Genomic DNA, 23423 nt, shown 5'->3' with positions numbered 1-23423 from the left:
TTTCAGGGCCTCATACCTGAGGTACCTTTTCAAGTTCGGCCAACCATGCAGTGGCCGTCGCGTCGCTGGGCGCGCGCCAGTCACCGCGCGGCGAGAGCGAGCCGCCCGAGCCGACCTTGGGCGCGTTCGGCACGCAGCTGCGCTTGAACTGGCTGGTGGTGAAGAAGCGGTGCAGGAAGGTGCGCAGGTGCTGGCGGATGGCCGGCAGTTCGTAGGCGGTGCGCGCCACGTCCGGTCCTTCGGGCCAACTGCCCATGGCTTCGTCATGCCAGGCGCTCCAGGCCAGGTAGGCAACCTTGGATGGCGCGAAGCCGTGGCGCAGCGTGTAGTAGAGGAAAAAGTCGTGCAGCGCGTAAGGGCCGATGCTGGCTTCGGTGCTTTGCGCGGGTTGGTTTCCAACGCTCGCTTGCGCATCCGCCGGGACCAGCTCGGGGCTGACTTCGGTGTCCAGCACGTCGCGCAGCACCTGGCTTCCGGCAGCGCCGATCTGGCCCGAATCCGCCACCCAGCGCACCAGGTGCTTGATCAGCGTCTTGGGCACGCTGGCGTTGACGTTGTAGTGCGACATGTGGTCGCCCACGCCGTAGGTGCACCAGCCCAGTGCCAGCTCGCTCAGGTCGCCGGTGCCAACCACCATGCCGCCGTGCTGGTTGGCCAGGCGGAACAGGTGGCTGGTGCGCTCTCCCGCCTGCACGTTCTCGAAGCTGATGTCGTAGACCTTCTCGCCGCGCGCGTGGGGGTGGCCGATGTCCTTCAGCATCTGCTCGCAGCTGGGCCGGATGTCGATCTGCTCGGCCTGGCAGCCGATGGCGGACATGAGGCGCAACGCCTGGTCCAGCGTGCGGCCGCTGGTGGCGAAGCCGGGCATGGTGTAGGCCAGGATGTCGCTGCGCGGCCGGCCCAGCAGGTCCATTGCCCGGGCGCAGATCAGCAGCGCCTGCGTCGAGTCCAGCCCACCCGAGATGCCGATGACCAGCTTGCCGATGCCGCTGGAGGCAATGCGCTGCGCCAGGCCCTGGACCTGGATGTCGTAGACCTCCTGGCAGCGCTCGTCTCGGCGCGAGGCGTCCGCCGGCACGTACGGAAAACGTTCGACGCGGCGGCGAAGCGGGCCGGTCAGCCGGGAGGTGCCGACCTGGAACGGCACGCGGCGGAAGTGGTTCAGCTGCGCGCGCAGTTGAGAAGTCTGGTGGCCAAAGGAGTTCTGGCGCTGGCGCTCGTTGGCAATGCGTTCCAGGTCCACGTCGGCGCTGATCCAGTGCGAGTCGGTCAGGAAGCGGGCGGACTCCTTCAGCAACTCGCCGCATTCGGAGATGAGCGACTGGCCGTCCCAGGCCAGGTCGGTGGTGGACTCTCCCGTGCCGGCCGAGCTGTAGAGGTAGGCCGCCTGGCAGCGCGCGGCCTGTTGCGTGACGAGCGCGCGCCGGTAGCCGGCCTTGCCGATGGTCACGTTCGAGGCCGAGAGGTTGGCCAGCACCGTGGCGCCTGCCAGCGCCGCATGGCTGGACGGCGGGATGGGCACCCACAGGTCCTCGCAGATCTCCACGTGCAGCTGCAGCAGCGGCTGGTCGGTGGCGGTGAACAGCAGGTCGTTGCCGAAGGGCACGCGCTGCGCGCCGATCGTCACCTCGGCGCTTTGAACATTGGCAGCAGGGTTGAACTGGCGCGCCTCGTAAAACTCGCCGTAGTTCGGCAAATACGTCTTCGGCACGATGCCCAGGACCTGCCCGCGCTGCAGCACCGCGGCGCAGTTAAACAGGCCGTGGTCCACCCGCAGCGGCAGGCCCACCAGCGCCAGCGTGTCCAGCCCCTGCGTGGCCTCGGCCACGCGCAGCAGCGCGGCTTCTGCTGCGCGCTGCAGGGCCTGCTGGTGGAACAGGTCGTCGCAGCTGTAGCCGGTGAGGCCCAGCTCGGGGAAGACAACGAGCGAGGCGCCTTCGGCCGCGGCGGCCTGGTAGAGCGCGATGGTCTGCTCGGCGTTGAAGGCGGGGTCGGCCACGCGGTTGCGCGGCACGGCCACCGCCACGCGGGTGAAGCCATGGTTGGCGGGGTTGCGGAAGGTCGTGGCGTCCAAGGGTCAGCTCCTGTGCATTGCCCGCGAGGCTACCGCATTGCGGGCCGCGCCCGCGGCGGCACGCCGATTGCTGCTCCGGGCGTCCAGCTCGGCCCGTTTGGACAGCTGCCGGCTTCGACATGGACCGACAGGAGACCCTCATGAACCCTTCTCCAGGACACAAGGAACATCCGGAACATCATGTGCGCGAGCGGCACCTGAAGCAGCGCATGGTGGTGGAGTGGCATGGCCAGACGCTGGCCGACTCGAGCGATGTGATTCAAGTCGACGAGGACAGGAACCCCCCGCGCTACTACTTTCCGCGCAACGAGGTGAAGACCGAGATGCTCAAGCGCACGCAAACCAGCTCGCACTGTCCGTTCAAGGGCGAGGCGAGCTACTACGCACTGCACTCCGGTGACCAGACGCTGCCGGATGTGATCTGGAGTTACGAAGCGCCTTACGACGAGCACCTCGCGCTGAAAGACAGGATGGCCTTCTGGGTCGAGAAGATCGACGGGCTGCAGATCAAGAAGCTGGGGGCCAGCGAGGCCGCCGCCGGTCAGGCGGCGCGCAGCACGTCGCCGTCCTCCTGAACGCCCCGAGTCAATCCTGGCCTGTGAGATGGGCCGGATCGAGCAGCTTTTCGAGTTCGGCGCGCGGAATGTCGGTGTGTTCGGCGGCCACATCGACGATGGGGCGGTCTTCCTTGTAGGCCAGCTTGGCGATCTCGGCGGCCTTGGCGTAGCCGATCAGCGGGTTCAATGCGGTGACCAGGATGGGGTTGCGAGACAGGGCCTGCTTGAGCCGCTGCTCGTTGACGCGGAAGCTGGCGATGGCCTTGTCGGCCAGCGGGGGCATCACGCCGGCCAGCAGCGCAATGCTTTCGAGCAGGTTGCGGGCGACCAGCGGCAGCATCACGTTCAGCTCGAAGTTGCCGGACTGTCCGGCGATGGTCAGTGCGGCGTCGTTGCCGATGACCTGCGCGGCAACCATCGCGGTGGCTTCCGGGATCACCGGGTTGACCTTGCCGGGCATGATGGACGAGCCCGGCTGCAGCGCCTGCAGCTCGATCTCGCCCAGGCCGGCCAGCGGGCCGGAGTTCATCCAGCGCAGGTCGTTGGCGATCTTCATCAGCGCGACGGCCAGCGTCTTCAGCGCGCCGGAGGCGGCGACAGCCGTGTCCTGCGCGCCCATCAGCGCAAAGCGGTTCTCGCCGGGCGCGAAGGCCATGCCGGTCTGGCGGTTCAGCGCCGCGCAGCACAGCGCGGCGAACTGTGGGTCGGCATTCACGCCGGTGCCCACCGCCGTGCCGCCCAGCGCCAGCTTCTGCAGCAGCGGCAACACGCCTTGCAACTGGCCTTGCGCCAGCGCGAGTTGCGCGGCCCAGCCTTCCAGCGCCTGGCTCAGGCGCACCGGCATCGCGTCCATCAAATGCGTGCGGCCGGTCTTCACGTGCGCGTGCGTGGCGCGGGCCTTGTCCAGCGTGGTGGCGACCAGGCTTTGCAGGGCCGGCAGCAGTCTGTTCTGCAGGGCCTGGGCCGCGGCAACGTGGATCGCGCTGGGCACCACGTCGTTGCTGCTCTGGCTGGCGTTGACGTGGTCGTTGGCGCTGACCTTGTCGTTCAGCCGGCGCCCGGCCAGCGTGGCCAGCACCTCGTTGGCGTTCATGTTCGAGCTGGTGCCTGAGCCGGTCTGGAAGATGTCGACCGGGAAGTGGCGCAGCAGGGTCTCGTCCGGCAACGCCTGCAGTTCGGCCACGGCGGCCTGGATGGCTTGTGCCTGCGCAGCGCTGATGCCGCCCAGCTGCTGGTTGGCCTCGGCTGCAGCGGCCTTGATGGCCAACAGCGCGTGCACAAACGGGGCCGGCATGGGCTGGCCGCTGATCGGGAAGTTCAGCACCGCGCGCTGCGTCTGGGCGCCGTACAGCGCCTCGGCGGGCACCTGCATGGCGCCCATGGAATCGGATTCGGTGCGGAAGGCGGCGGCAGAAGAGGGCGTGGTCATGCGAGGAAGCTCCGTCAGGAAAAAAATGCGCGAATGGCTTGGCGCCTGGGAGCCCACTCTACGGCGCGAAGCGGGCGCTTGTGGCGGCCCGGCGCAAAGGCTGGGTGGCGGGTGGGGGCGCTGGTGCCGTTCTAGACCGGCAGCGTGAACCAGACCACGGCCGCTACTGCGAGCACCAGCAGCAAGGCCGCCAGGTCGCGCAGGCGCTCGTACCGAAGCGGCAGGTGGCTGGGAAGGCGCGAGGAGTTCATGGGCAAGGCTCCGGTGTGAGGGCTCAAGCGACGCGGCGGCGCGCCAGTACCGCCAGCCGGCCGTCCTCGCCCGGCACGCTGCGCAGCTGGATGCCGTAGAGGTTTTCGAGCGGGGCCAACGCGCTGGCGTTCGGCGGCAAGTCGCCCATCAGCCGGCCTTGCTGCAGCAGCCACAGGCGCTCGAAGCCGGCCAGGGCCTGGTTGATGTCGTGCAGCACGGCGACCAGCGCATGGCCGCGGGTGCGGCAGAAGGCCTGCATGGCGTCCAGCAGCTCGAACTGCAGGCCAGGATCCAGCGAGGCCAGCGGCTCGTCGACCAGCAGCAGCCCGGCCTGCGCGTCCCACAGCTGGGCGAAGACACGCGCCAGCTGCACGCGTGCCTGCTCGCCGCCGGAAAGCGTGTCGAAGCGGCGCGTGGCCAGGTGGCCGGCGTGAGCAAGGGCCAGCGCTTCGGCGGTGATGCTGGCGAGCGCAGGGTCATGGTCCAGCGCCACGCGGCCGAGGCCGACCACCAGCGCCACCGGCAGGCTGAAGGCGACGGCATGCGACTGCGGCAGCACCGCGCGGCGACGGGCCAGCGCGGCGGGCGACCAGCCGGCCAGCGTGCGCCCGTCGAACCGCAACTCGCCTTGCTGCGGCGGGCGCTCGCCGGCCATCAGCTTCAGCAGCGTGCTCTTGCCGGCGCCGCTGGGGCCGAGGATGGCGACGTGCTCGCCGGCCTGCAGCGCCAGGTTGAACGGGCCGATGACGGCACCGCTGCGGCCGGGCTGGCGCAGCTGCGCCTGCTGCAGCGTGAGCAGGGCGCTGCCGGCTGCAGCGGGCTGCTGAGGCGCATCGGCCATGCGCCAGGCCTCGCGGCATTCGGCGAAGGCGAAATCGGTCGGCAGGCGCTCGGCCCAGTCGGTCGTCATGTCGCGTGCCTTCAAACGCTGCCGCCTTGCTGGCGCACCGCAGCGCGCAGCATCAGCAGGAAGGCTGGCCCGCCGATCAGCGCGGTGAAGATGCCGACCGGGATCTCGGCCGGTGCGGCCAGCGTGCGCGCCAGCGTGTCGGCCAGCAGCAGCAGCGCGCCGCCCAGCAGCATCGAGAACGGCAGCTGGCGGCGCAGGTCCGCGCCGACGCAGGCGCGCGCCAGGTGCGGCGCCAGCAGCCCGAGGAAGCCGATCACGCCGCACCAGGCGACCGCGGCGCCGCAGCTCAGCGCCACCAGCAGCACGACCCAGCCGCGCAGCCGCGGCACCGCGATGCCGACGTGGCTTGCCGCCGCTTCGCCCAGCGCCAGCGCGTTCAGCGGCCGCGCCAGCCGGCAGGCGAACGGCACCAGCAGCGCGAGCAGCAAGGCCATCGTCGCCACCAGCGGCCAGCCGGCACCGGCCAGCGAGCCCAGGGTCCAGAACGACAGGCTGCGCAATTGCTCGTCGGTGGCGAGGTAGGTGGCCAGGCCGATCACCGCGGCAGTCACCGCGTTGATCGCCAGCCCGGTCAGCAGCAGGCCGGCGATGGAGCCCGGCGTGAGCCAGCGGGCGATCCGGTCCAGCGAGAAACAGACCAGCAGCGCACCGCAGAACGCGGCCACCGGCAGCACCCAGGGCCGCCAAGCGGGCGGCAGCGGCGCGGCGGCGCTGGCGAAGATGACCAGCGTGAGCGCCGCGGCGCAGGCGGCGCCGGTGGTCACGCCCAGCAGGCCGGGGTCGGCCAGCGGGTTGCGGAACAGCGCCTGGGTCAGTGAACCGGCGAGTGCCAGGGCTGCGCCGACCAGCAGCGCGAAGATCACGCGCGGCAGGCGGATCTGCCACAGCACGTGGGCGGCGCCGCTGAACGCTGCGCTGCCGTCGTCATGGGCAGCCCGCCAGGGCGCGAGCCAGTCGGCCATGCTGATGGCGACTGGGCCGAACTGGGCGGCGAGCAGCGTCGCGGCCAACAGCGCCAATGTGCCGAGCAACGGCCACGCGAGCGGTCTGGAGCTCGCAGCCGCTGGCACGCGAGGAGCGGGGCCGCGGCGCAGCACGCTGAGCGTCATGCTGCGGTCGGGCCGGCCAGGGCTTCGGTGAATGCGCTGTCCAGCTGGCGCACGGCCTGCGGCAGGCGCGGGCCGAAGCCGAGCAGGAACTGGGCTTCGAGGGCAACCACACGCCTGGCGCGGCCAGCAGGTGTTTCGGCCAGGCCCGGCAGGCGCAGCAGGCCGGGCACGCCGCCGGCGGCTTCCAGGCCTTGCGTGGTGGCGAGGATCAAGTCCGGCTGCGCGGCAATCGCCGCTTCCGGCGTCAGCGGCTTGTAGCCATTGAAACCCTGGATCGCGTTGACCGCGCCGCCGTAGACCAGCATGGCCTGCGCCGCGGTCTCGCCGCCGGCCACCATCACCTGGCTCACCGAATGAGACAGCACGAACAGTGCGCGCAGCGGCCGGCCGAGCCGCTGTTGGCGCTGCGCCAGATGGCCGGCGACCTGCGCTTCGCTGGCGCGCCAGTCCTCGCGCAACTTGGCCGCCAGCGCGGCGGCTTCGGCCGGTTTCTGCACCAGCTCGCCGATGCGGCCCAGTCGGTCCAGCATGCCGTCGAAGCGGTTGTGCGCCGGCAGCAACGCGAGCTGCACGCCGGCCGCGGCGATCTGCCGCAGCACCGCCGGCGGGCCGGCGTCTTCGGTCGCCAGCAGCACCGTGGGCGCCATCGCCAGCACGCCTTCGGCCGACAGCGTGCGCATGTAGCCGACGCTGGGCAGCTTGCGCGCGGCTTCCGGGTACAGCGAGGTCACGTCCACGGCGGCGAGCAGTTGCTCTGCGCCCAGCGCGTAGACCATCTCGGTGACCGCGCCGCCGGCCGCGACGATGCGCGGCGCGGGCGCCGCCAGCGACCAGCCCGGCAGCGCCGCGGCGGACAGGCCACCCAGCAGTTGCGCCAGCGCATCGCGGCGCGAAGGCATCAGGCCGCGCATGTTTCTCCCTCCACCGCGAGGGATTCGGCCAGCGCGCGCCAGTCGGCCCGCTCGGGCTGGCCGGGCTTGCGCTCACCGAACATCATCGCGATGGTCTCGCCCGAAGCGTCGAAGAATTCGACCGAGTGCACCGGGCCATCCGTGGTCGGCTTTTTCACCAGCCAGGCGCGGGCGATGTGGTCTTCGCGCAGGTGCAGGTTGAAGCCGGCGTCCAGCACGTTGAGCCACGGCCCCATGCGCTCGACGCGCTGCACCGGCCCGCTGTGGATCTGGATCACGCCGGCATTGCCGACGAAGACCATGATGGCCACCGATTGCGCCACCGCCTGCTGCAGCAGGGCATGTGCGCTGCTGGCGGGCAGCGGCAGCGCGTGGCCGGCCGGTGCGAGGCGCAAGGCCTGGGTGCGGACCAGGCCGTGGCGGCGCAGCAGGCCGAAGAATTCGTGCGTGTCCTTCAGCGCCAGCCATTCGGCCTGGAAGGCGGCCAGGTTCACATCGGCATCGGGCTTGACCTCGACCGGTGCGGCAACGGGCAAGGTCTGGATGCCGACCGGTTCGGCCGCGGCTGCCGGCGAGGCGAAGCGGTCGATCACCGCTTGCCAGGCCACCAGGTCGGTGCCCGTGCGGGTGAAGACCTTGTGCACCGCGCCGCCTTGCGCGTCGAAGAACTGCAGGCTGCGCTGGGTGCTGCCGTCGGCCAAGCGCTCGGCCACCGCGAAGCCGTGGGCCCAGCGGCTGTAGAAGATGCGCAGGTCGATCTCGCGGCCCAGCACCAGCCCCATCTCGCCACCGGCCGGTCCGCTGGCGCTGGCCGGCGCGTAGACGCCGGTCTTCTCGTGCACGCAGGAGGGGTTGCGGGTCAGTGCCATCAGCTCGCCGGCCGGCGCCAGCGCGCCAATCACGGCTGGCCATTCGGCGCGCAGTGGCGTGGCCTGCAGCGGCGACTGGTCGGCCGGGAAAGCGCCGGCATGCGCGGCGATCAGCTCGCCTTCGGACACGCCCAGCGCCTCGGCAAGGTCTCGGTGGCGCGAGCGCGCGGCGCGGCGACCCTCGGCGAAGGCGATGCGCAGTGCTGCGAGCGACGGGGTGGGGGGGGCGGGCGAAAGGCTCATCTTGGGCTCCGGGAAGGTCTTCAGAAGTCGTAGCGCGCTGCAACCTGCACGCTGCGGCCAGGTGCGGTGTAGGCGTCTTTGACAGTGCTGCTGTCGGCCAGGCCGCGCACGTCGGACCAGCGCGTGTAGTGGCGGTCGAACAGGTTGCTGACGTTGGCCTGCAGCGTCAGGGCGGGCAGCGGCTTCCAGCTGCCGCCCAGGTCCAGCGTGGTGTAGCCGGTGGGCGCGTAGTAGGTGGCGCTGGATATCTCGCTCCTGGCCTTGCCCTGCACGTGCAGCGCGCTGGCGCGCAGTGACCATTCCGCTGCCTCGTAACGCAGGCCCAGCGTGCTGCGGGCGGGCTCCACGGTGTCCAGCGGCGTCTTCACGCCGTCCGCCTCGCTGCGGCCGTGCGAGATGGCCACGCCGCCGTTCAGCACCCAGCCGCTGCGCTGCCATTCGGCGCGCGCTTCGCTGCCGAGGATGCGGGCCTTGCTCAGGTTGATGTACTGGAACACCAGCGGATCGGTCGGCGCGCCGGTGCCGCTGACGACCTGCTGGCTGATGAAGTCGTCGTAGCGGTTGTCGTAGTGCAGCACCTGGTAGCGCAGCTCGCCCCAGGCGCCGCGCACGCGGCCGCGCAGGCCCAGCTCCACGCTGTTGGCGCGCTCGGCCTTCAGGTCCGGGTTGCCGATGCTGCTGTAGAACTGCGCCGGGTTGGCAAAGCTGCTGTTGACCTGGTCCGGCGTGGGCGCGCGGAAGCCGCGGGCCCAGTTGACGTAGGGCGCAAAGGCTTCGTCGGCACGCCAGATGGCGCCCAGGCGCGGCGTGGCAGCCTGGTCCGACAGCGAGACCGCCGTGCCGGTGTAGCCGGTCTGGCTGGCCGAGAGCTTGTACGAGTCGAAACGCAGGCCGGGAATGAGGCTGATGGGGCCGGCCTCGATCTCGTCCTGCACGAAGGCACCGGCCAGCGTGTAGGTGGTGTCGGGGAAAAGCTTGGGCGGGGTGATGCCGGTGAACTCGCCGGTGACCTTGGCCTGGCTCCAGTCCAGGCCGTAGCTGAAACGCTGGCGCGCGTCCTGTCCCAGCGCGGGCGTGGCGACGGTGCTTTCGAGCTGGGTCGAGAAGCCGAGCAGCTTCTGCTCGTAGTCGTAGTCGCGGCTTTGCGGCGAATCGGTCGACACGCCGGCGGTGGTCAGCGTGCGTTCGGCCAGCGTGAGCTGGTGGGTGGTGGCGTCCTGCCAGTAGACCTGGCTGCGGGCGCGCTGCAGCCAGCTGCCGGCTTCGTCGTCGAAGCGGTGTTCCAGCGAGACGCGCTGGCGGTCCAGCTTGTCGTGCGCGTCCAGGTCGGTGGTGGTGGTCGTGGTGCCGCGCGAGCTGACGTCGCCGCGGGCGCTGTAGACCTCGGTGTCCTGCTTGCGCTGTTGGCTTTCGAAGCTCAGGCCCAGTTCGTGTTCGGGCGCCAGTGCATAGGAGACCTTGGCCAGCACCGCGGGGGCGCGGTAGCTGACGGGGTTGGGCGTCGTGCGGGTGCCGTCTTGGGTGTCCACGCTGCCCTGGTTGTCGGTCTCGTGGCCGCGGCGGGTGGTCAGCAGCAGCAGGCCTTGCCACCGCCCATCGAGGCCTTCGCGGCCCGCCAGGCCCAGCGTGGCGGCCCAGGAGTCGTCGACAGAGTTGTAGCCAGCGCGGGCGAAGCCGCCGAAGGTCTGGCCTTTTTTCAGCAGGTCGGCCGGGTCCAGCGTGCGCAGGCTGACCACGCCGGCCAGGCCGTCGCTGCCGTACTGGGTGGACGCGGGGCCGCGCAGCACTTCGACGCTCTGCGCGGTGTCCAGCACCAGGAAGTCGCCACGGCCGGTGCCGATGGGGCCGAAGGTGAAGCCGGCAGGGGTGCGCACGCCGTCGACCAGCATCATCACCTGGTTGCCTTCCAGGCCGCGGATGTTCACGCCTTCGTTGCCGGCGCGTGCGGTGCCGCCGGAGGCATTGAAGCGCGTGGCCTGCTGGCGCACCGTGAGGTCCAACTCATCGTTGAGCAGGTCCTTGATGTCGCGCGCGCCGCTTTGTTCGATTCGCTTGGCCGGCAGCACCGTGACGGTGGCCGGCACGTTGTCGACCGCGCGCTCGGTGCGCGTGGCGGTGACGGTCACCAGCGGTAGCGGTGCGTCGAGCGCAGCGGCGGCGGTGGTTGAGGCGGCTTGCGCCCATGCGGACAGAGGCAGCATCGGGGCCACGGCCCCGGCCAGGCCCATGGCGAGTGCCAACGGCGTCTTGCGGATCACTTGCGTTCCAGAAATGAGGAGGCGGCAGGTGCTGGCGCAAGGCTGGCGGTGCCAGGCTGGAAGCGGGCGCCGGGGTCATCACGGCGCTGCCCGCGGCAGAGCTGTCGAACGACCTGATGCAGGCCGCTTCAGCGGGCGCTTCCAGAGGATGAAATGATTGTAATGCGAATCACTCGCATTACAAGAGGCTCACGAAGCTTCGGCGCGACGAAGGCCTGCAGCTCAGTGAAGCGCGCTGCCGCCGGGCTGCTGCCAGCGTTTCCAGGTCGCCGAGGGCAGCTCGCCGAACAGTTCGCGGTAGTCCTGCGAGAACTGGCCGAGGTGCCAGAAGCCTTGCGAGGTGGCCGCCTCTGCCACCGAGCGGGCTTCGCGCAGCGCCCGCCGCGCGGCGGTTAGCCGCACGGTGCGCAGGAAGGCCGCAGGCGCCAGGCCTGTGGTCTGCTGGAAGGCGCTTTGCAGCGTGCGCCGGCTCACGCCCAAGGCGTCGCACAAGGTGGCGACGCTGGGCGGCTCGTCGGCCAGGCTGGCGTTGGCTGCTTGGCGCAGCCAGGCCTGGGCGCGGGTGACCAGCGTGCCGGCGCGGGCGGGTGACAGCGCGGGCGCTGTGTCGGCGTCCGCCGGCAGCAGCGCGAGCAGGTGGCTCAGCAGTTCCTCGCGCAGCTGCGCGGCCGCATGCGCCGAGGCCAGCAGGTCCGGCTGGGCCTGGGCCATGGCCAGTACCGTGGCCACTTGCTCTCGCAGGGCCTGCAGGCGCTGCGGTGCGGCCGCGTGCAGGCCGGCGCGCGAGGCCAGCCGGGCTATGGCCTGCTGCTGCGCCGGGCTGGCCAGCGTCTGCAGGCTGTGCAGCGGCAACGAGAGCCCGGCCATGCACAGGCCTTCGGGCGTGACGAACTCGAAACCGGCCGCCCCCGAGAAGCTGCAGAAGCGCTCGGCGCGCGCCTGGCCTTGCCAATCGGTGTTGCCGCAGAAGCTCACCGCGCCCTGGCCCAGCGACAGCGGCAGGCCCAGTGCCAGTTGGCCGACCGGCAGTGCACCACGCTGCAGCAGCCGGCGGCTGGTGTCTTCCACAAACAGGTGCAGGTCGCCCAGCCACAGCTCGCGCACCCGGCCTTCGAATGGGCCGGCTGAGAGTTGCGCATAGTCCTGCTGCCAGTCCTGCAGCAGCGCGGCCTGTTCATCGGCGTCTCCCGTCTGGCGCAGGTGCAGGCCAGGCTGGAGGCGGCCGAGGTGGTGGGGCAGGGCGGGTAGGTTCAGGGCCATGGTTCCATGGTTCGCTGGGTGCGAGCAAGGTACGGGGGCGGACGAACGTTTGCAATCCATGTGCCACCCGATGCAAGCTCGGGCAGGCCGATGACGCCAGGTCCGAAAACTTGCCGATTTCCGATAGCCAGCGGCGATGCCGGTGCCGAAGATGGCGTTAGCCCTTACCCACGTCGAACCCGAACAACCCATTACCAGGAGGTTCCCATGAGCACCCCCGGACATCTGAAACCCACCTTGAACGCCTGGCACCTCTGGGGCCTGGCGGTTGGCCTCGTCATCTCGGGCGAATACTTCGGCTGGAGCTACGGCTGGGCCAGCGCGGGCACGCTGGGCTTCCTGATCACGACGCTGGTCGTGGCAGCGATGTACACCAGCTTCATCTTCAGCTTCACCGAGCTGAGCACCGCCATTCCGCATGCCGGTGGCCCGTTTGCCTACGCGGCCCGCGCGCTGGGCCCCACCGGCGGCTTCATTGCCGGCTTTGCGACGCTGGTCGAGTTCGTCTTTGCGCCGCCGGCCATTGCGCTGGCCATTGGCGCCTACCTGAACGTGCAGTTTCCGGAGGTCAGCCCTAAGCTGATGGCGGTGGGCGCGTACGTGATCTTCATGACACTGAACATCGTTGGCGTGAAGACGGCGGCGACTTTCGAGCTGTTCGTCACCGTGCTGGCCATCGTCGAGCTGCTGGTCTTCATGGGCGTGGTGGCGCCGGGCTTCTCGGTGGCCAACTTCACGGCCAAGGGCTGGGCCGGCAGCGACACCTTCTCGCCCGCGGCGATCTCGGGCATGTTCGCCGCCATTCCATTTGCGATCTGGTTTTTCCTGGCGATTGAAGGCGTGGCGATGGCGGCCGAAGAAGCCAAGGAGCCCAAGCGCACGATTCCCATTGCCTACATCGCCGGCATCCTGACGCTGCTGGTGCTGGCGCTGGGCGTGATGGTGTTCGCCGGTGGCGCGGGCGACTGGTCCAAGCTGTCCAACATCAACGACCCGCTGCCGCAGGCGATGAAGATGATCGTCGGCGAGAACAGCGGCTGGTTGCACATGCTGGTGTGGATCGGCCTGTTCGGCCTGGTGGCGTCGTTCCACGGCATCATCCTCGGCTACTCACGGCAGATCTTTGCGCTGGCGCGTGAGGGCTACCTGCCGGGTTGGCTGGCGGCCGTGCATCCGACATTCGGCACGCCGTGGCGCGCCGTGCTGGCCGGTGGCGTGATCGGCATTGCCGCGATCTTCAGCGACGAGCTGATCAAGTTTGGTGGTCAGACGCTGACGGCCAACATCGTCACGATGTCGGTGCTGGGCGCGATCGTCATGTACATCATCTCGATGGTCAGCCTGTTCGCGCTGCGCAAGAAGGAGCCGAACCTGGAGCGTCCGTTCCCGGCCATGGCCTATCCGGTGCTGCCGGCGGTGGCGCTGGTGCTGGCCGTGGGTTGCCTGGTCACGATGATCTGGTTCAACCCGCTGGTCAGCGGCCTGTTCCTTGGCGTGATGGCGCTGGCCTATGTCTACTTCCGCCTGACCGTGGGTCAGCGCACTGCTGCTGCGGCGTTGCCAGGCGCAGTGGGTGCCAGTTCCTGATCGGCGCGACCTGACGCACACTGCACGCATGCCGTACGCACACACCCTGGGGGGGCAGGTCTGGCAGTTTGCCGACCTCAAGACCTTGCTCGCGAAGGCCACGCCGCTGCGCTCGGGCGACGTGCTGGCCGGCCTTGCGGCCGGAACGGCAGCCGAGCGCATGGCCGCGCGGCTGGCGTTGGCCGAACTGCCGCTGAAGACCTTCCTCAGCGAGGTCGTCGTGCCCTACGAGGCCGACGAGGTCACACGGCTGATCATCGACACGCACGACGCCGCGGCCTTCGCCGAGATCGCCCACCTCACCGTGGGTGATTTCCGCGACTGGCTGCTGGGCGAGCAGGCCGACGAAGCCGCGCTGGCCCGGGTGCGCCGCGGCATCACGCCCGAGATGGCCGCGGCGGTCAGCAAGCTGATGCGCAACCAGGACCTGATGCTGGTGGCACGCAAATGCCGTGTCATCACCCGCTTTCGCAACACGCTGGGACTGCCGGGCCGGCTGGCGATGCGGCTGCAGCCCAACCACCCGACCGACGACCCGCGCGGCATCGCGATCTCGATGCTGGACGGGCTGCTGTACGGCGTGGGTGACGCGGTGATCGGCATCAACCCCGCGGGCGACGGCATCGGTCCGCTGACCGGCCTGATGCATGCAGTCGACGAAGCCATCCAGCGCTTCGAGATCCCCACCCAGGCCTGCGTGCTCACGCATGTCACGAACCAGATCCAGGCCATCGAACGGGGTGCGCCAGTGGACCTGGTGTTCCAGTCGGTCGCCGGCACGGAGGCCGCGAACCGCAGCTTCGGCATCGACCTCGCGGTGCTGCGCGAAGCCCGCGAAGCGGCGCTCAGTTTGAAGCGCGGCACGCTGGGCGACAACGTCATGTACTTCGAGACCGGGCAGGGCTCGGCGCTGTCCGCAAACGCCCACCAAGGCGTGGACCAGCAGACCTGCGAGGCCCGTGCGCACGGCGTGGCCCGTGCCTTCGAGCCGATGATCTGCAACACCGTGGTCGGCTTCATCGGCCCGGAATATCTGTTCGACGGCAAGCAGATCATCCGTGCCGGCCTGGAAGACCATTTCTGCGGCAAGCTGCTGGGCCTGCCGATTGGCTGCGACGTCTGCTACACCAACCACGCCGAGGCCGATTCGGACGACATGGACACGCTGATGACGCTGCTCGGCGCTGCAGGCGTGACCTTCCTGATCGGCGTGCCCGGTGCCGACGACGTGATGCTGAACTACCAGAGCACTTCGTTCCACGACGGCCTGGTGCTGCGCGAACTGCTGGGCTTGCAGCGCGCCCCCGAATTCGAAGCCTGGCTGCAGCGCATGGGCGTGACGGGGGAGGCCGGCCAGCTGCTGCCTGTGACGCCGAGCCACCCCTTGTTGCAGCACTTTGGATGAAGCTATGAGCGCTCCCGCACGGCCGCCCGAAGGGGGCGCTCCTTTCCTCATGGAGGGACCCACGAAGTGGAGGGTGCACCTGTGACCGACAAGCCCTTGATCACTGTCGACCCCTGGGCCGTGCTGCGCAACCAGACCCCGGCGCGCATCGGCCTGGGCCGCAGTGGGCGCAGCATGCCGACCAAGGAACTGCTGGCCTTCTCGGCCGCGCACGCGCAGGCCCGCGACGCGGTGCACCTGCCCTTGCAGGCCGAGGCGCTGGCCGCGCAACTGGCCGACCTGTTCGGCGAACCCACGCTGAAACTGCGCAGCGCCGCGCCGGATCGCTCAACCTACCTGCTGCGCCCCGACCTGGGCCGGCGCCTGAGCGACGAAAGCCGAGCCTTGTTGTCGCAACAGACCCCCGCCGGTTGCGACCTGCTGCTGATCGTCGGCGACGGCCTTTCCGCCGCCGCTGTCGAGCGCCAGGCCGTGCCGATGCTCGCGGCCCTGCTGGCCACCAAACCCGAAGGCTGGTGTCTGGGCCCGCCGATCCTGGCCACGCAAGCCCGTGTGGCGCTGGGCGACGAAATCGGCGAGCGCCTGGCCGCCGCGCAAGTCGCGATGCTGATTGGCGAACGCCCCGGCCTCAGCTCACCCGACAGCTTGGGCGTCTACCTCACCCACGCCCCCAAGGTCGGCCGCACCGACGCCGAACGCAACTGCCTCTCGAACGTACGCCCAGAAGGCATGTCACACGCAGAAGCGGCGCGCAAGCTGTGGTGGCTGGTGCAGGCTGCACGGCGGCTGCAACTGACGGGTGTGGGATTGAAGGATCACAGTGACGTGAGGGCTGTTCCCGAGGTTACCGAATAGGCGTGCCAAACACGGGGCATGCGGCGATGGGCACTTCCTCCAAAGTAGGGATTGCTGCCATCCAGTTGCAGCGACGGCTTGCCTTGCCCGCTTCGCTCATGACTACACTCGGTGACAGTTGACGGACAGCCTGTTGAGCGTTTTGCGATGATCGGTTCGGAGAGCCAGTGCGAAGGCAGATCGGCAATGGACTCAAGGGTTGCCTGATACAACATCACTTAACGTAGAGGACTTGGTGTGAGAGCAATTTTGATGATGGTCGTGTTGCTGAGCGGCTGTGCGACGGATTGGACGAAGCAGGGTGGTTCGGTACAGGCGCTGGAGGCTGATCGAACAACTTGCACTGCCCAGGCCACGGCGGCTTATCCTGTGAAGATCGTCGGCGGTGGACAGAAGATGTCGGCCCCCAAGACCGAGTGTGAAGGGAGCGGCCCGGCGCGGACTTGCCGCACGATGCCAGCCACTTACCTCGGTGAATACAGCATGGACGTGAATGAGAAGCAGCGCGGAGAGGCCGTCAATAAGTGCCTTCGCAACAATGGGTGGACCAAGGGCTGACGACGGGATCGCTGGCTGCTGCTGGTCGTGTTGAAACGCATTCGGCTCGCCTCGCATTTCTCGAGAGCCCCTCAAGCGTCAGGTCGGGTGTCCGAGGTCGTCCAGCGCTGGCCAGACGCGGCCACATCCCGCACATTCTTCTGCACCGCCACCGCGGCAAACAGGCTCAGCACGAAGCCCATCGCGTAGAAGCCTTTTTCGCTGGGCGCGAGTTGGGCGTTCCAGAGGCCGACTGCGAGCAGTGTGAGCGACGCGGCCAGAGAGATCCAGCAGAGGGAGAAGTACATGCCGGTCACCGGCGTGCCTTCGAGTTTGTCGCGCACTGACTTCTGCAGTGACACGGCTGCGAACAGGCCGTACATCAGCAGCGTCAGGTAGTAGCCCTTTTCGTTGAGCTGCATGTTGGCGTTCCACAAGCCGATCAGGTAGGTGGCTGCGCCTACCACCAGTGCGAGCCACGAGGCGCCGATGAAGGCAGAGGTGGGGCGTTGCAGTTGCGGCTTCATGGGTTCCTCCCGGCGATGTGTTGGGCTGTGACTGTACCCAACCGGCGCGCGCATGGGTTGCAGCGGGCCAGCGCTGCAACGGGAGGGTCAGTGGCGCCGGGTGTCGCGCAGGCTCTTCAGCAGCGCGGTAGCGGCCAGCTCGGTGTTGAGCGAGCGCTCCAGCGGCGAACGGCACAGGCCGGCTTGCTCGTAGTGCTGGTTTTCGTAGAGCTCAGACAGCGCGGGGAAGGCCCGCAGCAGGTGTTCCAGGCCGTCATCCATTGGCGCCTGGGCCAGCAGTTGGCCAAGTTCCCGAACCAGCCGCTGGTATTGTTCGGCACTGGCCTCAAGGGGTTGACGTTCCAGCCGCTCCAGCAGCATGGCCAGCGCGGCCAGCGGCTTCAGGCGGGTGGGCAGCATGATCAGCGAAGGGTTGGCGTCCATGTGACTCATCTGCCATCGCCGCTGCGCTTTTCAAGGCCCTGGCATGGCAGATTTTGCCGGCACGGGCGGCATGGCGGCGGCTTTCAGCACTTCGGCCGCCGCGGTCAGCCGTTGCGCGGCCAGCTCGATCAGGTCCAGCCGGCGCTGTAGCCAGCGCATCAGGTGGGCACTTTCGCTGTCGCCGTCAGAGCCGGTGGGTGACGGGAGCTGTCCCGTCGGAGCGGCGATGCTGGAGGTCTTGCGCTGCGGCTCGCCAGGCAGCAAGCCGGCGGTGGCGGTCAACAGTGGCGCCAGGTGGGTGGCACAGCGGGCCAGTGCAGCTTCGGTTGCGGCCTGGTTCATTTGCGGGTGGCGGTAGATCAGCAGGCGTCGCAGCGCGGCCAGCTGGGCCAGCAGCACGTGGCATTGCACCAGCAACGTGGCCAAGGTGTGGATGGGCAGGCGCACCGCGCGCGGCTCCACGCCCGTGCGCTGCGCCATGCCGGCCAGCGCGCCAATGCTGTCGTAGACCCCGCGCCGGGCCAGCTTCAGCGACAGCTCCGGCTGCGCTGGCAGCGGCCAGCGCAGCACCTGCTCGGCCAGCTGGGCCAGGCTCAGTCGCAAGCGGCCAGTCTGCAGCGCCAGGCTGTGGTGCTCCCACCACGGCAGCACGAAGCTGAAGCCCCAGGCCAGCAGTGCGCCCAGCACCGTGTCTGCCAGCCGTTCGGCCACGCCGAAACCGGCTTCGGGCTGCGCCAGGTGGGCCTGCAACAAGGCCATCACGGTGGCGGCGATGGCGGTGACCAGGTAGCGACGATTGACGAAGGCATGGGCCACGCCAGCAGCCAGCAGGAACAGCAGGCCGGACAGCGCAGTGACATGGAGCGCAGCCAGCAGCATCACCACCAGGCAGCCGATCAGGGTGCCGGCCATGCGCGCGTCTCGTCGCGCCAGTGTCTGCTCCAGGTTGCCGCGCAGCACCACGGCCACGCTGAGCACCAGCCAGTGCGGGTGCGAGGCCCAGGGCAGCCACAGCGCCAGCACATAGGCGCTGGTGAGCGCCACGGCGCAGCGCAAGGCATGCCGCAGCACGGGAGAGGCCAGGTGCCACTGGGACTTCAGCGCAGCCAGCGGCCAGCCTTCTGCGCTGACGAACAACTGCAGCTCCTCGCGGTCTGGCACCGGCAGTGGCGGCTGCTTCGGCTGCGGCGCTGCGAGCGCGGCCTGCAAGCGTGCCAGGTCGTTCAGCATGTGCTCGCCGCGCATCACCAGCGCGTTCACCAGCTGCTGCTGGGCGGGCGACACGCCGTCGTCCAGCGCGGCCTTTTGCTGCGCTTGCAGCTGGCCCCGCAGATCGGCCACGGTGCCGGGCGTCGTGATGACAGGCTCGCCAAATTGCAGCGCCAGTGCGATGCGGGCGAGTTGCATCGCAATCTGCTCCATGGTGCCGCACAGCGTTTCGCGCAGCGCTGTGGCACGTGCGGCGGCCTGCGGGCCGACATCCAGGCTTTCCAGGTCCAGCTCGCTGACCAGCAAGGTGTCGCGCAGCTCGATGACCTGCAGCAGTGCCTGGGTCTGGGCCAGCGCGCCGGGCCGGTCCAGCGCGGGAAACAGCAGGTCGCGCGCGGCTTGCAGGCGCTCGTCCAGCACAGCCTGGTGGGCCAGCCATTCCTGCAGCGGCGATTGAGCAGGCAGCGCGCCGGGCTCGGCCGGGCGCAGCAGCCGGCTGCGCGACTGCAGCAGCGCGGCCAGGGTCTCCAGCGTGCCGGCCAGCGCCAGCGTGCGCAGCCGGGGCTGCAGCAGGCGCGAGGCGAGGCTGGCCCAGGCCAGGTAGAGCAGCGCGCCCAGCAGCGTCCAGCCGGTGTGTTGGGCCAGCGCCGGCAAGCCCATGCCGGGCGGCAACGCGAGGCTGAAGACCAGCGCCAGGATGCCGACGAAGGACACCGCGCTGGCGCGCGGTCCCCAGGCCAGCGCCATGCAGGAGGCGGCGGCGATCAGCGCGATCGTCAGCGCCAGCAGCACGGGATGCGCGGCGACCGCCAGCACCAGCGCGCTGCAGCAGGTGCCGACCAACGCCGCGGTGAATACCCGGTAGCGTGTCCGGTCCGGCGCCAGCGGCGTGTCGGCCAGGCTGGCATAGATCGCGCCGGAGGCGGCCACGAAGGCTGCGGACGCGCCACCGATGGGCCAGGCCAGCAACTGCACCAGCGCCAGCCCCAGCGAAACCGAAATGCCGTTCAAGCCGTAGGTGGGCAGGCGCAGCCCCGCGAGCAGCCAGCGTGGAAGTTGCATGCCGCGCATTGTTGCGCAGCAGCTCGGCAGAACCGCTGCGCTGCGGCGCAGCGGTGCTCAGCTGGCGACGGTGAAGCGTGCCCGCACGTGGCGCGGGTTCTCCAGCTCGTCCACCAGCGCCACTGCTAGGTCGGCCACCGAGATGTGGCCGGGCTGGTCGCCGTCCATCAGCGGCTGCTCGCTGCCCAGCCGGTAGTTGCCGCTGCGCTCGCCGGGTTGCAGCAGGATGGGTGGAGACAGGAAAGTCCATTCCAGCGAATCTTCACCACGCAGGCGGTTCAGCGCCTCGCGGGCGGCGGAGGCGGCGGCCTTTATCTCGGCCGGGAAGCCTGGCGTGTCCACCAGTTGCACGCCGGGGGCGACGAACAGGCTGCCGGCGCCACCCACCATCACAAAACGCTTCACGCCGGACTGCTTCACGCCGGCGACCTGTGCGTCGTAGCCGCGCAGGAATTCGTCGTGGATGTCGGGGTTGCCCCAGCCTGGGTTGTAGGCGCTGAGCACCGCGTCATGGCCGCGCACCGCGGCGGCGACCTGGTCGGCCACCAGCGCGTCGGCCTTCACGACGGTGAGGTTCGGCTGAGCGGGCAGCTTCTCGGGATGGCGTGCCAGCACGGTCACCTGGTGGCCGCGTTGCAGCAGTTCGGTCAGGGTGGGCGTGCCGACAAAGCCGGTGGCGCCGATCAGGGCGATGCGCATGAAGAAACTCCGGTTGGATTGCAGTGCCATGCAGTTTGTCTGCTTCACAAGCAGTGCGGTAGCGGGTCAGAATTGCTATCAGTTTGAAGTAGGGCTTCAAGATGGATGATTTGCGGCGCTTGGCCGTGTTTGCCGCGGTGGTGCGGCACCGCTCGATGAGCGCCGCAGGGCGAGCCCTGGGCATGAGCCCTTCGGCGGTGAGCCAGCAGGTGCGGCTGCTGGAGAAAGACGGCGGCGTGACCTTGCTGCACCGCTCCACCCGCAAGCTCAGGCTGACCGACGCCGGTGAGCGCCTGCATGTGGCCTGTGCCGCGATGGTGGCGCAGGCCGAGCTGGCGCGGGCGGAACTGCACAGCGCACGCGAAGCGCCCAGTGGCGAGCTGCGCATTGCTGCAACGGTGGGTTTTGCGCGCCACATTGCCCCTGCGCTGGGCGAACTGCTGGCGGCCCACCCGTCGCTCAGCCTGCAGTTGCTGGTGGACGATTCGCCAGTGGACCTGATCGAGGCGCGAGTGGACCTGGCGGTACGCTTTGGCAATGTGCCGGACATGCCTTGGGCCGCTCGGCGGCTGGGCAGTTTCGACTGGTGCCTGTGTGCCTCACCGCAATGGCTGGCCCGGCATGGCGAACCGGCCTCGCCGGAAGCCTTGCTGGGCCACGCGTGGGTCGGCTTTGCGCGCACGGGTGGTGTGCTGATGCCCAGTTTCCGGGGGCCGGCCGGTCAGCTGCAGACCTTGCGCATCCAGCCGCGCATCGGGAGCAACAACCAGCTGTCGATCCAGCAGATGTGCGAGGCCGGCCTGGGGCCGGCGATGCTGGGCATGGTGGACGTGCACGAGGCCCTGGAAGCCGGCCGTCTGCGCCACCTGCTGCCGGAATGGCAGGCCGGTTCGCTGGACGTCTGGGCTCTCACCCCGCAGCGAGATGCCCAGCCGGCCAAGGTCCGGCATGCCATCGCGGCCTTGGGCCGCTACCTTGCAGGTGTGCCCGGGATGCGGCCGCCAGGCTGACGGCAAAGCCTGGCGCAGGCCCGGTGCCTACAGACCGCCGGGGCATGCGCCTCCTCCGACTTGAAGCCCGATGGCAGAGGGGCTGCGCTTCGAGGCCATCGAAGAAAAATCGACCGGCAACTGGAATAAGTGCGGCAGCGCGTCGTCTACCTCTGTAGCCGACACCACTTTCAGACCTGCCATGACACATTCCGACGCAACGCCCTTGCGACGAATCACGATACCTGCAGCTGGTGTCCTCGCCATGCTTGCAAGCTTGCTCATGGTCTGCAACGTCTCTGCGGACTCACCGCAGGCGGCCTTTGCTGCCGAGAACGACGCGGCCATGGCCCGCATGATGGACGGCATGGCGTTGACGCCTTCGGGTGACATTGACCGGGACTTCGCCTTGATGATGATTCCGCATCACCAAGGCGCCATCGACATGGCGCTGTCCGAACTGCGCTACGGGCACAACGAGCAACTGCGGCGGATCGCGCAGGAGATCATCGTCGAGCAACAGCAGGAGATCGCCGCCATGCACCTTGCGCTGGGCCTGCCGCTGCCGCCTTCCGCGCCCGCGCCGACCCAGGGCACGCCATTCCTGGCACCTGCCGTCTCAGCTGCTCCAGCCGCACCAGCCGGCGCAGCTGCTTCTACTGGTCCCGACGGAGCGGTTCTCGGCACACATTGCTCGCCTCACGTCCACAACCCCCAATGAGCTCCGCAACCATGAAACATCCACGCATCGTCGGCGCCATCCTCGGCACAGCGCTCGCCACGGCTTTTGCTTGGGCGCAGGCCGGCCAGGCGCCCGGCGCTTCAGCGACCGCCGACATTCCCATCAGCCATCGGGACCGCCTCTACGCCGCCGAGCAGTTCTCCAACACGGTGTCGGTGACCGACCCGGCGGACAACAAGCTGCTCGGCTTGATTCGCCTGGGCGACCCGTCGCCCGGCAACTTCAGCCCGCTTTACCGCGGGCAGGTGCTGGTGCACGGCATGGGCTTCTCGCCTGACCATCGCACCCTGGCTGTCGTCTCCATCGGGTCGAATTCGGTGACCTTCATCGACACCGCCACCAATGCGGTGAAGCATACGACCTATCTCGGGCGCTCGCCGCACGAAGCCTTCTACACGCCGGACGGCAAGGAGGTCTGGGTGACGGTTCGCGGCGAGAACTACATCGCCGTGCTCGACGCGGCCACGTTCCTGGAGAAGACGCGCATCACCACCCCATCGGGTCCCGGCATGCAGATCTTCTCGCCCGACGGCCAATACGGCTACATCTGCTCGTCCTTCAATCCGGAAACTGATGTCGTTTCGGTCGCGACGCACCAGATCGTCGGCCGCGTCCGGCAGGACAGTCCCTTCTGCCCCAACATCGCCGCAACGCCTGACGGAAAGCAGGTCTGGCTGACGCTCAAGGACATCGGCAGGACGATGGTCTTTGACGCCAGGCCACCGTTCTCGGTGATCAAATCGTTCGATACCGGACCCATCACCAATCACGTCAACTTCGCCAACACGAAGCGCGGCCAGTTCGCCTACGTGAGCATTGGCGGCTTGAATCAGGTCAAGGTCTTCCGTACCGACGACTTCTCGCTTGTCGCCACCATCCCGGTCGGCAAGCTGCCGCACGGCATCTGGCCGTCGGGTGACGGTACCCGCATGTACGTGGGCCTGGAAAATGCCGACGCGCTTGCCGCGATTGACACAGCCACCAATGCCGTCGTCGGGACCGTGCCCGTCGGCCAGGCTCCGCAGGCGATTGCCTATGTGCCGAATGCCGTGCCCGAAGGCGACGGCATGCAGGGCTTGCAGCCTCTTGGCGTTGCCGGTCAACTGGCGCAATTGTTTCTGGTTCCGCTGGAGAATGGGCGGGGCAGCAGCAGCGACAACCCGCCTACCAGCGTCGCGCTGTTCGACCAGGGCTTGCTGCAGGTGGTGCAAGCCTCTGCGACCGGGCTCGCACCCAAGCAGGCGTATGTGCTGGCGCTGGCGGACAAGGCCGATGGCTCGGGCATCCTGCAGCCACTCGCAAATTTCATGACCAACCCGGCGGGGTCTGCCATCGTCAATGCCATTGGGCCCATCCGGCAAACTGTGCAGGGGCAGGCTGGGGCGCAGCGTCGCTACCTGGTCATTGCACCTCACAACGGTGATACGCCTGGCGCGCCGGTTCAAGTGCAGGGCAGGTGAATGTCCGTCTCACGCAACCTGCTCTTGCGGGCTTTGGCATGAGCGGCCCCACCCAG

At 68.9% G+C, this 23423-nt stretch carries 20 protein-coding genes; 8 read left to right on the top strand and 12 right to left on the bottom strand.

Annotation, left to right across the window (positions count from 1 at the left end; genetic code table 11):
- Positions 1 to 10: 10 nt before the first annotated feature.
- Positions 11 to 2074: an NAD(+) synthase gene (locus AC3WR5_RS00745; protein ID WP_492481104.1), complete on the bottom strand. Its 2064-nt coding sequence runs from the start codon at positions 2072 to 2074 to the stop codon at positions 11 to 13.
- A 140-nt stretch (positions 2075 to 2214) separates the two neighbouring features.
- Between AC3WR5_RS00745 and AC3WR5_RS00740 the strand changes: the two genes are divergently transcribed.
- Positions 2215 to 2649, top strand: a complete 435-nt coding sequence (locus AC3WR5_RS00740) for a DUF427 domain-containing protein (RefSeq protein WP_492481102.1) — start codon at positions 2215 to 2217, stop codon at positions 2647 to 2649.
- A 10-nt stretch (positions 2650 to 2659) separates the two neighbouring features.
- Here the strand turns inward: AC3WR5_RS00740 and AC3WR5_RS00735 are convergent, their stop codons facing one another.
- The 7 genes from AC3WR5_RS00735 to AC3WR5_RS00705 all read right to left on the bottom strand — a co-directional run bounded on the left by AC3WR5_RS00735 (position 2660) and on the right by AC3WR5_RS00705 (position 11872).
- Positions 2660 to 4060, bottom strand: a complete 1401-nt coding sequence (locus tag AC3WR5_RS00735) for a class II fumarate hydratase (RefSeq protein WP_492481100.1) — start codon at positions 4058 to 4060, stop codon at positions 2660 to 2662.
- Positions 4061 to 4334: 274 nt separating this feature from the next.
- Positions 4335 to 5222: an ATP-binding cassette domain-containing protein gene (locus tag AC3WR5_RS00730; protein ID WP_492481098.1), complete on the bottom strand. Its 888-nt coding sequence runs from the start codon at positions 5220 to 5222 to the stop codon at positions 4335 to 4337.
- Positions 5223 to 5233: 11 nt separating this feature from the next.
- Positions 5234 to 6253: a FecCD family ABC transporter permease gene (locus tag AC3WR5_RS00725; RefSeq protein ID WP_492481096.1), complete on the bottom strand. Its 1020-nt coding sequence runs from the start codon at positions 6251 to 6253 to the stop codon at positions 5234 to 5236.
- Between the two features lie 74 nt (positions 6254 to 6327).
- Positions 6328 to 7242, bottom strand: a complete 915-nt coding sequence (locus AC3WR5_RS00720) for a heme/hemin ABC transporter substrate-binding protein (protein WP_492481095.1) — start codon at positions 7240 to 7242, stop codon at positions 6328 to 6330.
- Positions 7230 to 8354, bottom strand: coding sequence for a hemin-degrading factor (locus AC3WR5_RS00715; protein WP_492481093.1), 1125 nt, complete (start codon positions 8352 to 8354; stop codon positions 7230 to 7232). Before AC3WR5_RS00715 ends, AC3WR5_RS00720 begins: the two co-directional genes overlap by 13 nt.
- Positions 8355 to 8374: 20 nt before the next feature.
- Entirely contained in the window at positions 8375 to 10612 is a 2238-nt protein-coding gene (locus AC3WR5_RS00710) for a TonB-dependent hemoglobin/transferrin/lactoferrin family receptor (protein WP_492481091.1), read from the bottom strand.
- Between the two features lie 222 nt (positions 10613 to 10834).
- Positions 10835 to 11872, bottom strand: coding sequence for a helix-turn-helix domain-containing protein (locus AC3WR5_RS00705; protein WP_492481089.1), 1038 nt, complete (start codon positions 11870 to 11872; stop codon positions 10835 to 10837).
- 207 nt (positions 11873 to 12079) lie between these two features.
- Here AC3WR5_RS00705 and eat point away from each other — a divergent pair, with 207 nt between their 5' ends.
- The 4 genes from eat to AC3WR5_RS00685 all read left to right on the top strand — a co-directional run bounded on the left by eat (position 12080) and on the right by AC3WR5_RS00685 (position 16277).
- A complete protein-coding gene (gene eat, locus AC3WR5_RS00700; RefSeq protein ID WP_492481088.1) occupies positions 12080 to 13459 on the top strand; it encodes an ethanolamine permease in 1380 nt (459 codons plus the stop codon).
- Between the two features lie 28 nt (positions 13460 to 13487).
- Entirely contained in the window at positions 13488 to 14864 is a 1377-nt protein-coding gene (locus AC3WR5_RS00695) for an ethanolamine ammonia-lyase subunit EutB (RefSeq protein WP_492481086.1), read from the top strand.
- Between the two features lie 81 nt (positions 14865 to 14945).
- On the top strand, positions 14946 to 15719 hold the full coding sequence (eutC, locus tag AC3WR5_RS00690) for an ethanolamine ammonia-lyase subunit EutC (RefSeq protein WP_492482573.1): 774 nt from the start codon (positions 14946 to 14948) through the stop codon (positions 15717 to 15719).
- Positions 15720 to 15971: 252 nt separating this feature from the next.
- Positions 15972 to 16277, top strand: a complete 306-nt coding sequence (locus AC3WR5_RS00685; protein ID WP_492481084.1) for a hypothetical protein — start codon at positions 15972 to 15974, stop codon at positions 16275 to 16277.
- 71 nt (positions 16278 to 16348) lie between these two features.
- On the opposite strand, the gene yiaA is transcribed toward AC3WR5_RS00685, so the two are convergent.
- The 4 genes from yiaA to AC3WR5_RS00665 all read right to left on the bottom strand — a co-directional run bounded on the left by yiaA (position 16349) and on the right by AC3WR5_RS00665 (position 20176).
- Positions 16349 to 16783: an inner membrane protein YiaA gene (gene yiaA, locus AC3WR5_RS00680; RefSeq protein ID WP_492481083.1), complete on the bottom strand. Its 435-nt coding sequence runs from the start codon at positions 16781 to 16783 to the stop codon at positions 16349 to 16351.
- A gap of 87 nt (positions 16784 to 16870) precedes the next feature.
- Entirely contained in the window at positions 16871 to 17206 is a 336-nt protein-coding gene (locus AC3WR5_RS00675) for a hypothetical protein (RefSeq protein ID WP_492481082.1), read from the bottom strand.
- 30 nt (positions 17207 to 17236) lie between these two features.
- Positions 17237 to 19477, bottom strand: coding sequence for an FUSC family protein (locus AC3WR5_RS00670; protein WP_492481081.1), 2241 nt, complete (start codon positions 19475 to 19477; stop codon positions 17237 to 17239).
- Positions 19478 to 19534: 57 nt separating this feature from the next.
- Positions 19535 to 20176 carry an NAD(P)-dependent oxidoreductase gene (locus tag AC3WR5_RS00665; protein ID WP_141286661.1) on the bottom strand — a complete coding sequence of 214 codons (642 nt, stop codon included), beginning with the start codon at positions 20174 to 20176 and terminating at the stop codon, positions 19535 to 19537.
- A 101-nt stretch (positions 20177 to 20277) separates the two neighbouring features.
- Between AC3WR5_RS00665 and AC3WR5_RS00660 the strand changes: the two genes are divergently transcribed.
- The 3 genes from AC3WR5_RS00660 to AC3WR5_RS00650 all read left to right on the top strand — a co-directional run bounded on the left by AC3WR5_RS00660 (position 20278) and on the right by AC3WR5_RS00650 (position 23367).
- On the top strand, positions 20278 to 21186 hold the full coding sequence (locus AC3WR5_RS00660) for a LysR family transcriptional regulator (protein WP_492481078.1): 909 nt from the start codon (positions 20278 to 20280) through the stop codon (positions 21184 to 21186).
- Positions 21187 to 21430: 244 nt separating this feature from the next.
- Entirely contained in the window at positions 21431 to 21886 is a 456-nt protein-coding gene (locus AC3WR5_RS00655; protein ID WP_492482571.1) for a DUF305 domain-containing protein, read from the top strand.
- Positions 21887 to 21897: 11 nt separating this feature from the next.
- The gene (locus tag AC3WR5_RS00650; protein ID WP_492481076.1) at positions 21898 to 23367 is read left to right on the top strand and encodes a YncE family protein; all 1470 of its coding nucleotides are present in this window, start codon (positions 21898 to 21900) and stop codon (positions 23365 to 23367) included.
- The last annotated feature ends 56 nt before the right edge of the window (positions 23368 to 23423 follow it).

This window comes from Ideonella sp. FW305-24 (assembly GCF_058788035.1).
Note: the sequence above shows the minus strand (reverse complement) of the source record. Positions and strands in the feature narration are given on the sequence as shown.

Coding starts and splice junctions, on each gene's coding strand:
- AC3WR5_RS00730 (WP_492481098.1), bottom strand. CDS start 5,222: ATGACGACCGACTGGGCCGAGCGCCTGCCGACCGATTTCGCCTTCGCC.
- AC3WR5_RS00715 (WP_492481093.1), bottom strand. CDS start 8,354: ATGAGCCTTTCGCCCGCCCCCCCCACCCCGTCGCTCGCAGCACTGCGC.
- AC3WR5_RS00675 (WP_492481082.1), bottom strand. CDS start 17,206: ATGGACGCCAACCCTTCGCTGATCATGCTGCCCACCCGCCTGAAGCCG.
- eat (WP_492481088.1), top strand. CDS start 12,080: ATGAGCACCCCCGGACATCTGAAACCCACCTTGAACGCCTGGCACCTC.
- AC3WR5_RS00720 (WP_492481095.1), bottom strand. CDS start 7,242: ATGCGCGGCCTGATGCCTTCGCGCCGCGATGCGCTGGCGCAACTGCTG.
- yiaA (WP_492481083.1), bottom strand. CDS start 16,783: ATGAAGCCGCAACTGCAACGCCCCACCTCTGCCTTCATCGGCGCCTCG.
- AC3WR5_RS00665 (WP_141286661.1), bottom strand. CDS start 20,176: ATGCGCATCGCCCTGATCGGCGCCACCGGCTTTGTCGGCACGCCCACC.
- AC3WR5_RS00740 (WP_492481102.1), top strand. CDS start 2,215: ATGAACCCTTCTCCAGGACACAAGGAACATCCGGAACATCATGTGCGC.
- AC3WR5_RS00670 (WP_492481081.1), bottom strand. CDS start 19,477: ATGCAACTTCCACGCTGGCTGCTCGCGGGGCTGCGCCTGCCCACCTAC.
- AC3WR5_RS00650 (WP_492481076.1), top strand. CDS start 21,898: ATGAAACATCCACGCATCGTCGGCGCCATCCTCGGCACAGCGCTCGCC.
- AC3WR5_RS00735 (WP_492481100.1), bottom strand. CDS start 4,060: ATGACCACGCCCTCTTCTGCCGCCGCCTTCCGCACCGAATCCGATTCC.
- AC3WR5_RS00695 (WP_492481086.1), top strand. CDS start 13,488: ATGCCGTACGCACACACCCTGGGGGGGCAGGTCTGGCAGTTTGCCGAC.
- AC3WR5_RS00655 (WP_492482571.1), top strand. CDS start 21,431: ATGCTTGCAAGCTTGCTCATGGTCTGCAACGTCTCTGCGGACTCACCG.
- AC3WR5_RS00660 (WP_492481078.1), top strand. CDS start 20,278: ATGGATGATTTGCGGCGCTTGGCCGTGTTTGCCGCGGTGGTGCGGCAC.
- AC3WR5_RS00685 (WP_492481084.1), top strand. CDS start 15,972: ATGATGGTCGTGTTGCTGAGCGGCTGTGCGACGGATTGGACGAAGCAG.
- AC3WR5_RS00705 (WP_492481089.1), bottom strand. CDS start 11,872: ATGGCCCTGAACCTACCCGCCCTGCCCCACCACCTCGGCCGCCTCCAG.